General features: G+C 47.5%; 1 protein-coding gene. It reads right to left on the bottom strand.

All coding sequences use genetic code 11. From position 1 onward, the window contains the following. The coding region (locus KDK14_RS07425; RefSeq protein WP_257264428.1) for a hypothetical protein at positions 1 to 610 on the bottom strand (610 nt) is incomplete at its 3' end. Between the last annotated feature and the right edge of the window lie 433 nt (positions 611 to 1,043).

Below are 1,043 nucleotides of genomic sequence, written 5' to 3'. Positions count from 1 at the left end.
TGACCTTTTCTCCCTGATCTGGAAAATCCACCCTGAGCCCCAACGCAACCAGTATGTCCTTATCAAGAGGCCTGGGCTCCGTTTTAAGAGAATCTGAGTTCTCAACCTGAAGAGGTATTTGTTTCTCCAGGTCTTCATCTATATGGCCAAAATGATCAGGTAACTCGCTCGGAAAAAACGCTGCTTTTTCAAGACATGCTACCAACGCCGCCTTGGCTTCGTTCACACGTGTGAGTGGCTGTAGTTCAAAACCGGGAAACTCAAAGGGGTTGAGGAAGAAGCTTCCTTGACACACATTTGACCCACTATCAAAAAAGCGATCAGCGGTTAGTTGAGCAGGTTGGGAGATGGAAACTGACGATCTGTTCCCGGGGTTGATCCTTTTGGTCAATTGAGTTTCATTTGCCGATGCTGGCTCCTGTACACTTCGCTCCGGTAGCAAAGTGGAGGGACTGTTCTCAGGGGCATGGCCCTTCGACAGTGATTGTCCTTCAGCAAGGTTGGTGACTTTGCGACCGAGAGAAATACCAGTGGTTCCATTGGTTATCCCCTCGGTTCCCTGATGAGCGTTATATACATATTTTGAAGCATCAAGACCTGTCGGTTGCATAATATCTCCGTTTGGCAGGGCAGCAGTAAAAATAGTCCTGCTTAAGACAATTGTTAAGATGACAAAAGCAATGCAAGTTGCTAACCAGATGAAATCATATATTTCTGACTGCCTGTGTTGGCCTCGCGGTAACTGCTTCTGCGTTGCTCTGGCTCCTGCATCCAGGCATTCGTGCTATACAACTCCGGTCACATGGCTACGGCCAGTCTCCCTACGTTTTGCCTTGCATAGTACCCCGAGTAGCCAAAAATATTCGATCCCATATGGCCAGCTACCTGGTTAACAAGATGATTTAGCTGATTGGACCATTAGCTCAGCAAATAGTTCACATTATTGTCAGGACATCAGATGTGGATGTCAGTGCTAATCTTTCAGGTTGTGACCTACTCCCTCCACTAAATCGGCTCGCCGATTATAGTGGGGGCTTCTGATC

Source organism: Endozoicomonas sp. ONNA2 (assembly GCF_024606365.1).
GTDB lineage: Bacteria > Pseudomonadota > Gammaproteobacteria > Pseudomonadales > Endozoicomonadaceae > Endozoicomonas.
Note: the sequence above shows the minus strand (reverse complement) of the source record. Positions and strands in the feature narration are given on the sequence as shown.